This is a genomic window from Acidobacteriota bacterium (genome assembly GCA_009691245.1).
Lineage (GTDB): Bacteria > Acidobacteriota > Terriglobia > 2-12-FULL-54-10 > 2-12-FULL-54-10 > SHUM01.
On sequence record SHUM01000019.1, the window covers coordinates 48,531 to 55,760 of the forward strand.

6 protein-coding genes are annotated in these 7,230 nt (G+C 59.3%); 4 read left to right on the top strand and 2 right to left on the bottom strand.

The genetic code is table 11. The features are described 5' to 3' along the window. Window positions 1-24: 24 nt before the first annotated feature. On the bottom strand, window positions 25-1,623 hold the full coding sequence (locus EXQ56_06580; protein MSO20119.1) for a hypothetical protein: 1,599 nt from the start codon (window positions 1,621-1,623) through the stop codon (window positions 25-27). A 399-nt stretch (window positions 1,624-2,022) separates the two neighbouring features. Between EXQ56_06580 and EXQ56_06585 the strand changes: the two genes are divergently transcribed. Genes EXQ56_06585 through EXQ56_06600 form a run of 4 tightly spaced genes read left to right on the top strand, consistent with a single transcriptional unit; the run spans window position 2,023 to window position 6,938 of the window. Beyond that, window positions 2,023-3,045: a hypothetical protein gene (locus EXQ56_06585; GenBank protein MSO20120.1), complete on the top strand. Its 1,023-nt coding sequence runs from the start codon at window positions 2,023-2,025 to the stop codon at window positions 3,043-3,045. Between the two features lie 21 nt (window positions 3,046-3,066). Beyond that, a complete protein-coding gene (locus EXQ56_06590) occupies window positions 3,067-4,551 on the top strand; it encodes a deoxyribodipyrimidine photo-lyase (GenBank protein MSO20121.1) in 1,485 nt (494 codons plus the stop codon). Then, window positions 4,544-5,995 (top strand): SDR family oxidoreductase, encoded by a 1,452-nt coding sequence (locus EXQ56_06595; protein MSO20122.1) that lies wholly within the window; start codon window positions 4,544-4,546, stop codon window positions 5,993-5,995. The genes EXQ56_06590 and EXQ56_06595 overlap by 8 nt, the downstream gene beginning before the upstream one ends. Further along, a complete protein-coding gene (locus EXQ56_06600; protein MSO20123.1) occupies window positions 5,979-6,938 on the top strand; it encodes a DUF2892 domain-containing protein in 960 nt (319 codons plus the stop codon). The genes EXQ56_06595 and EXQ56_06600 overlap by 17 nt, the downstream gene beginning before the upstream one ends. 3 nt (window positions 6,939-6,941) lie before the next feature. On the opposite strand, the gene EXQ56_06605 is transcribed toward EXQ56_06600, so the two are convergent. Beyond that, a partial coding sequence (locus EXQ56_06605) for a carotenoid 1,2-hydratase (protein MSO20124.1) occupies window positions 6,942-7,230 on the bottom strand: 289 nt, incomplete at its 5' end.

Sequence of the window (7,230 nt, forward strand, 5' to 3'; positions counted from 1 at the left end):
CTTCCAGGGCTTTGATGACCGCTCTCATTGCGCAGGGACCGGCACGTTGGCCCCATCGCCGCCTAATGGTGTGCGGACGCGCGCGGGCGCTTCCTCCGCGTCGTTAGGAGCAGACGCCGGCTTGGGATTCGTGAACGGCGTCTTCAATCCCTTTTCCGCGGCCTCGCGCGTGTCGGGCGAAACGTCGCCGGAGCCGAGCGCGGCTTCGTACTCGGCCTCGGCCTGCTTGCGCTGGCCGTCGGCGTCGTAGAGACGCCCGAGATAGATGTGCGCCCAAGCCCTCATGCGCGGGTCCGAGGCCCGCCGCGCCGTCTCCGCGAAGTATCCCGCGGCCTGCTCGGGCTGCTTCTGTTGACTGGCCACCAGCGCCAGCCCATAAAGGAATCGCGGCTGCGCGCCGTACAACTCCATCAGCGAATTGAAGCCCGCGCGCGCCGCGTCATACTCGCCGCGCGCCATCGCCAACTCGGCTTCACGCGCCATCTGCTCAAGCGGCGACCAACGCGCCTCGGCCCGCCCGCGCGTCGCCGCCGGACGGAAGCGCACCTCGGCCAGCCGCTTCTGTTCCTTATCGAGCTGCATCCCGTCCACAAATTCCGGGAAGTAGAGATTGAAGGCCACCTGCTGATGCTCAAAGACCTGCAACGCTTCGTAGAAATACGCCGTGAGCACGAAGCCTTCTTCAACGGCATCCTGCGCCAGCGCCAGCCGCTCGCGGTCCGTGAGCTTCGCGCGACGGGCCTGAATGGCGCGGATCAGCGACTCGGTCAGCAGCAGATCGAAGCTGCTCTTGAACATCGGGTCCAGCGCGGGCGCGCGCGCCGCGATGCGTCCCAGCGGAGCCTTCGACTGCACGATGTTGGGGAACTTGCCGACGTAGGGGTCGAGAATGTAGTGCAGCCAAGCGTGCTCGATGTCGTCCTGCGGCAGACTCACCGACGGCCCGGCGATGAGGTAGTAGCCGTCGCCATAATTGCGCGACTCGGTCTGCCCGGGCGCGGCCAGCGGGTTCAGCATCAGCGAAAACTTGCGCCCCAGGAACGTCCCGCTCTCGACGCCCAAGTACCCGTTGGTCTCCTGAATCACCTTCGCGAGCAGCACCTGATAGCGCTCCGAATCCTGCTGCATCGCCGGCAGATACTTCACCCACAGCGACGACACATCGGCCTGCTCGTAGAACGCCGAGATCAGGTGCGGCAACTCCTGAAGATCGACCACGTCGGCCGGCAGATTGGCGGGACTGTAAAGAATCTCAAACTTCGGCGGAGGCCCGATCAGCAGCGCGAAGGAAACATAGCGGCTCAGGTCGCGCGCCGGATCAGCCAGCCGGTGCGCCTTGTAAAACTCGCGCAGCGCAGGCAGGCTCGGATACTGCTTGCCCTTCAACTCCTCGCGCACCGCCGCCCGCACGGGCGACAACTCCGGCCGCTCCATCCCCGAGTCATACCCCGCCGCGTTCAGTGCCGCCATCACCGCAAACAAAGTAAGGTCCGGCTCCGCCACAATCTCCTGCCGCGACGTCATCGGCGCAGACCCCTGCGCCCGCGCGGACGGCACGATGCCCGCCAGTGTCGTCACTATCAATAGTGCCAGCGCCACCATCAGAGCCACTTTAGGTGTCATTCCGAGCGCAGCGAGGAACCTGCTTTTCCGATCGCAATGACGACCAAGCAGATTCCTCAGTCCGGCAAAAAACACCGGACTTCGGAATGACAACTCCATGGGTTTTTTCAACAAGCCGCTAGCCATCCCCATCGCCCACATTTCCAAGGAATTCGCCGTTCCGCCGACCGCACTGCAACCTAGCTCAAGTCTAGGGGAATCACCCCGCCCCGTCAACGCCACTATGGGATAGGAGATAGGGGCTTCCAAAAGTGCACCCCCCTAGCCTTGGACACTGGTGGGATCTTCTATTCCCAGCTCCTGATTTCCTCGCGGGGAGAGAAAGAAAAAAAGGAATATCTGAAGGGAGGCTAGGGGGGGAGTATAATTCAGGCAACAAAGTGAAACTCGGAGGTCTACATGCGAAAATCCATTTTCGTGTTTTTGTTGGCGCTGATAACCATTCTTTTTGTCCCGGCTGGGAACGCGGCTGGCGGATGTGCTGAAGTGCAACTGAAAGTAGACTCGATTCGGACCACCGCGAATTATTCGGGCCCGAATGCAAGCTCATGGGCGGATGTTCAGGAGCGTTTAGGCGAGCCGAGTCAAATTGAAACTGTTCAGACAGTTACGATTCTTCAATATGCGTTCTCCGGCTGCTCAGTCCGATTCACGGTTAATTCCGAAGGCAAGATATCGTCAAAGGGCGTTAAGATTGGTGCTGCGGCAGTCTCCTCCAATCCTACTGTTACGCAAAAGACTACGCCAGAAGCGAATTCACAGAACTCCAATGATCTTGCAAATGCGATTCGATCCCTGCAATCCATGTTAAAGGATTTGCAGGCGCAGATAAGCACACTGGAGAAACTAACTAATAATTTGGTAGCCGCGAATCCTCCACCAAACCAAGTTGAGGACCCTGGTGCCCTCCAATTCCTGCAGATGCTGCGATCTGGCGTAACGAGTGATACAGTAGCCACAACGCCTAGTCCCGCTGTTCATCTCACACCGGCAACAATAGCACCCCCCGCAACCTCTCAAGCATCAACTGCTCCGAAACCTTCAACGACTTCCACTCAAGCGTCCCCGGCAATTCCTGCGACTGGTTGTGCGGAAAACGGCAGTTGCTATGGTGATATCAGCCCAGCTACAGGTAGACCGAAAACTGTTTTTGTTGACGGCTATACCCGAAAAGATGGCACATACTTCCGGGGCCATGTTCGCAGCGCTCAGGCGGAAATGAAAGCACTGTTCGCCGCAAATCCGAATCTGGATTTCACGCGGATGCGCGTCATCCATCCTCTTATGGGCGACAACAACATACCGGAGCTGCTGAAATTCATCGCCTCACACGAGCAGCGCCATCAGAATCAGCTTCGCGACATCCTGAAGCTCGCCACATTTCCCACGACGATGGCGGCCGACATGCCTGCCGCAACCTAAAACGGAATTCCCGCTCACACTATGGACTCCTCTGCTTCAATCGTGTGGTTTCGTCAGGATCTGCGCCTGGATGACAATCCCGCACTGACCGCCGCAGCCAGGCAAGGCCCGGTGATACCGGTGTTCCTTTACCCAGGGGAAGAAGAAAACAGCTGGGCGCCGGGTCCGACAAGCCAATGGTGGCTGAACAAGTCTCTGCATTGCCTCGACGATGAGTTGCGGCGGCTGGGCTCACGTCTCGTGATCTGCCGTGGTCCTGCCCTGTCAGCACTAATGGAGATATGTTCTTCTCTGGGCGTCCGGCGGATTTTCTGTAACCGCCGCTATGAGCCCTTGGCCGCCGATCAAGATCAGCAGACAAAACGGTCGCTTGCTGATGCGGGCATTGGCCTCGAGTTTTTCAACTCCACACTCTTGTTTGACCCCGATGCGGTGCTCAATCAAGCAGGTGAGCCGTACAAAGTTTTCACATCCTACTGGAACCGCTGCCTCCAGCTTCCGCAATCCGCCGAAACAAGCGCCGAACCGGCAGTTCTTCAGTCGCCTCGCCGCTGGCCGGAATCAATTGCTCTAACGGATTTTACTCCGCAGCTGGAACAGGCGTGGGCAGACGGTCTGGACCACTGCTGGCAGCCAGGCGAGGCAAATACACACAAGATGCTTGAGCAATTTCTTCATCGGTCCATCGAAAGCTACATCACCAACCGGGATCTGCCAGGCCTAGCTGGCACGTCGCGCCTCTCGCCCCACTTGCACTTTGGTGAGATTAGCCCGCGGCGCATCTGGAACGCTGTGCGGCAGGTTACGCAGAGTCCCGCGCAACGGGATACAGGCTTACTGCAATCCGCGGAAGCACTTCTGCGCCAGCTCATCTGGCGTGAATTCGCTTACTACATTCTTCATCACTTTCCTCTGTCTGCCGAGCAACCCTCGCACCATGAGTTCAGGAAATTTCCCTGGCGCAAGGACGAACGTTCGCTACGAGCTTGGCAGAATGGTCTGACTGGCTATCCCATGGTTGATGCCGGCATGCGGGAACTGCTGTACACCGGATGGATGCACAACCGCGTGCGCATGATTGTGGCCAGTTTTCTCACCAAGCATCTGCTGATTTCCTGGCAGACTGGCGCGCGGTGGTTCTGGGAGCGGCTGGTGGATGCAGACTTGGCGAACAATACTTTTGGCTGGCAATGGGCCGCAGGCTGCGGGCATGATGCCGCGCCCTATTTCCGCATTTTCAATCCCGTCATTCAGGGCCAGAAGTTCGACCCGCAGGGGACCTATGTCCGGCGGTGGATTCCCGAACTCGCCGGAGTGCCCGACAAGTGGATCCATCAGCCATGGGTAGTTCCGGGCACAGTGCTGGAGTCAGCCGGTGTAAAGCTGGGCAGAGATTACCCGCGACCGATCGTGGACCACACAGAGGCCCGTGCGCGCGCGCTCAGCGCACTTGCGTTTGTTCAAGAGATGAGGGCATCCCGGCAGGTGAAAAAAAAGAATGCATAAACCGGAACAGCGGATCCTGCTAACGGGAGCTACGGGGTATGTCGGAGGCCGACTGCTGGCGCAACTGGAGCGGAGCGGCCAGCCAGTGCGGTGCCTGGCACGGCAGCCGGAATTTCTGCGCCCGCGCGTGGCCAGCACGACACAGGTTGTGAGAGGCGATGTTACCGATCGGCAATCGCTGCTGGCAGCCATGCAGGGCGTGGATACGGCTTACTATCTGATCCACTCCATGGCGGCCAATGGGGATTTTGAAGAGCGCGACCGCGAGGCCGCACGCAACTTTGGTTCGGCTGCCCGGGCCGCCGGCGTGCGGAGAATTGTGTACCTCGGCGGATTGGGCAGCGGCAGCAATCTCTCGCCACACCTGGCCAGCCGCCAGGAGGTCGGCAGGATTCTTCGCGAATCGAGCGTGGCAACCATCGAGTTCCGCGCCTCGATCGTCATCGGCTCCGGGAGCCTGTCGTTTGAGATGATTCGCGCACTGGTGGACCGGCTGCCCTTCATGATCATTCCCAAATGGGTGCGCGTACAGGCGCAGCCCATTGCGATTGAAGACGTCATTGCCTACCTGATTGCCGCCCTCGATTACCCGGCCGGGGAAAGCAGGATTTTCGAGATCGGCGGGGCGGATGTGGCCTCCTATCAGGACATCATGAAGGAGTACGCACGTCAGCGTGGACTGCGCCGCTTTTTCGTTCCCGTCCCGGTGCTAACACCGAGGCTTTCCAGCTTATGGCTGGGACTGGTAACGCCCCTTTATGCCCGCGTGGGGCGCAAGCTGGTGGATAGCTTGCGCAATGAAACCGTGGTACGCGACCAAACGGCATCCGCCGTTTTGGGCATTGCTCCGCGTGGCTTGCGGGAAGCCATTGAGCGGGCGCTGACCAATGAAGATAAGGAGTTCGCCGCAACGCGCTGGTCAGACGCGCGGAGTTCGCAAGGCAAAGTGAAACACTGGGGCGGCACTCGGTTTGGCTCGCGGCTGGTGGACACCCGCACGGCTTATGTGGAGCGGACTCCTGCCCAGGCATTCCAGCCAATCCGGCGGATCGGCGGCAAGACGGGATGGTACTACGGCAACTGGATGTGGAGGGTACGCGGCTGGCTGGACCTACTTTTCGGCGGGGCTGGCATGCGGCGCGGCCGGCGCGATACGGAAACGATGCGGCCCGGCGACACGGTGGACTTTTGGCGCGTGGAAGCATTCGAGCCGGATCACTTCTTGCGGCTGTCCGCTGAGATGAAAATACCGGGTCGCGCTTGGTTGCAGTTCGAAGTCGATGCGGCAGATGAAGGCTCCACCATCTGTCAGACCGCAATCTTCGACCCGGCTGGCGTGCTAGGCCTGCTCTACTGGTACTCGCTGTACCCAATTCACGAAATTCTGTTTGCCGGTATGTTGCGCAGAATCGCCCGCGAGGCATGCAATGCCAGAGAAGTCTGAACAAGACTGTGTTCCCATGCTGCGCAGCATCAGAGGTGGAGTTCCAAGTATGAATCCAATTGATCCTGTGTTTCGCGCATTTCAGCACGCTCTGCTCGCGGCGTTTGCACTGGCTTGGGCACCGGCTTTGCTGGAGGCGCATCAGCCGCGCATCGTAAGCGAATCACGGACCATGGTGAGCGATCCTGAGATTTCCAAAGCCTTCTATGCCAAGCTATCCGGCAGCCCGCATGTGTACCAAATCAGCTCAGAGAAGCCATTTGAGCTTTACGTCAACGTGCTGGTTCCGGACATCCACGGACAGCAAAAAGATGTATCGGCGGCAGTTTTCCGGCTGGGCAAAACCGCGGAATCTATAGCCGAGCTGGATGGGAAGACCTTCGCGTGGAAGCGGTATTGGGAGGAATTTGGCCGAGACTGGTACTGGATGGGGCCGGAATTCAAGCGGCGCATTGCTGCCGGAACGTACGAAATTCGCGTGGAGAGCGTGACCAACGACAGCAAATATGCGCTGGCCATCGGGGAGATTGAAGCATTTAACGGCAAGGAGGGCATGAATGCACTCAGACTGATACCCCGGCTGAAGCGTGATTTCTTCGCAACCTCTCCGGTTGGATTTCTGCTTTCTCCGTTTGGTTACGGCTATGTCCTGGTCATGTATGCAATGGCCTTTGCAGCGGGATTCCTGCTTCGCATGGTGTACCGCAAGTTGGCGGGAGCAGAAACTCGCGCGAAAGTCCGAAACATTGCCGGCCGCGACCGGGCGGTGCGGCTGGCCGTCGCGGCAGCACTGCTGGCTTGGGCAATCACAACCACGTGGAGTCCCATCCTGCTCTTCCTTTCCGGTTGGGCGCTGTTTTCAGCAGCCTTCGGCTGGTGCGGCATCTTTGCCGCTCTCGGTAAGACGGCGTGCAGACCGCATGACTCGACCCCTCCGCTGTAGGCGCTACAAGTCCGTGACCGGTTTGTCGTAGCCGGTCATTTCCAGGTAGCCCACGCCCGATATAGGCTGGCTCGCAATGGTTCCCTGGTAATCCACTGCGCCTTCCCAGTAGTTCGGCGAGAATTCGAAACGGCTGACGATTTCCTGGGCCGGCAGCAGCGAAGAAGCATTCAAGGAGAGATTCAATGCAGGAACCAGAATCTGCCAGCGCAAGGGATAACGTGCCCCGGTTGCCGGACTCGTCCAGACTCCGGATGGAACCAGCTCGAACTCCCCGGCGGTGAAGTGGCGT

Bases quoted from the DNA above. Each gene is read 5' to 3' on its own strand.
- EXQ56_06585 (MSO20120.1), top strand. From the start codon at position 2,023: ATGCGAAAATCCATTTTCGTGTTTTTGTTGGCGCTGATAACCATTCTT.
- EXQ56_06595 (MSO20122.1), top strand. From the start codon at position 4,544: ATGCATAAACCGGAACAGCGGATCCTGCTAACGGGAGCTACGGGGTAT.
- EXQ56_06600 (MSO20123.1), top strand. From the start codon at position 5,979: ATGCCAGAGAAGTCTGAACAAGACTGTGTTCCCATGCTGCGCAGCATC.
- EXQ56_06580 (MSO20119.1), bottom strand. From the start codon at position 1,623: ATGACACCTAAAGTGGCTCTGATGGTGGCGCTGGCACTATTGATAGTG.
- EXQ56_06590 (MSO20121.1), top strand. From the start codon at position 3,067: ATGGACTCCTCTGCTTCAATCGTGTGGTTTCGTCAGGATCTGCGCCTG.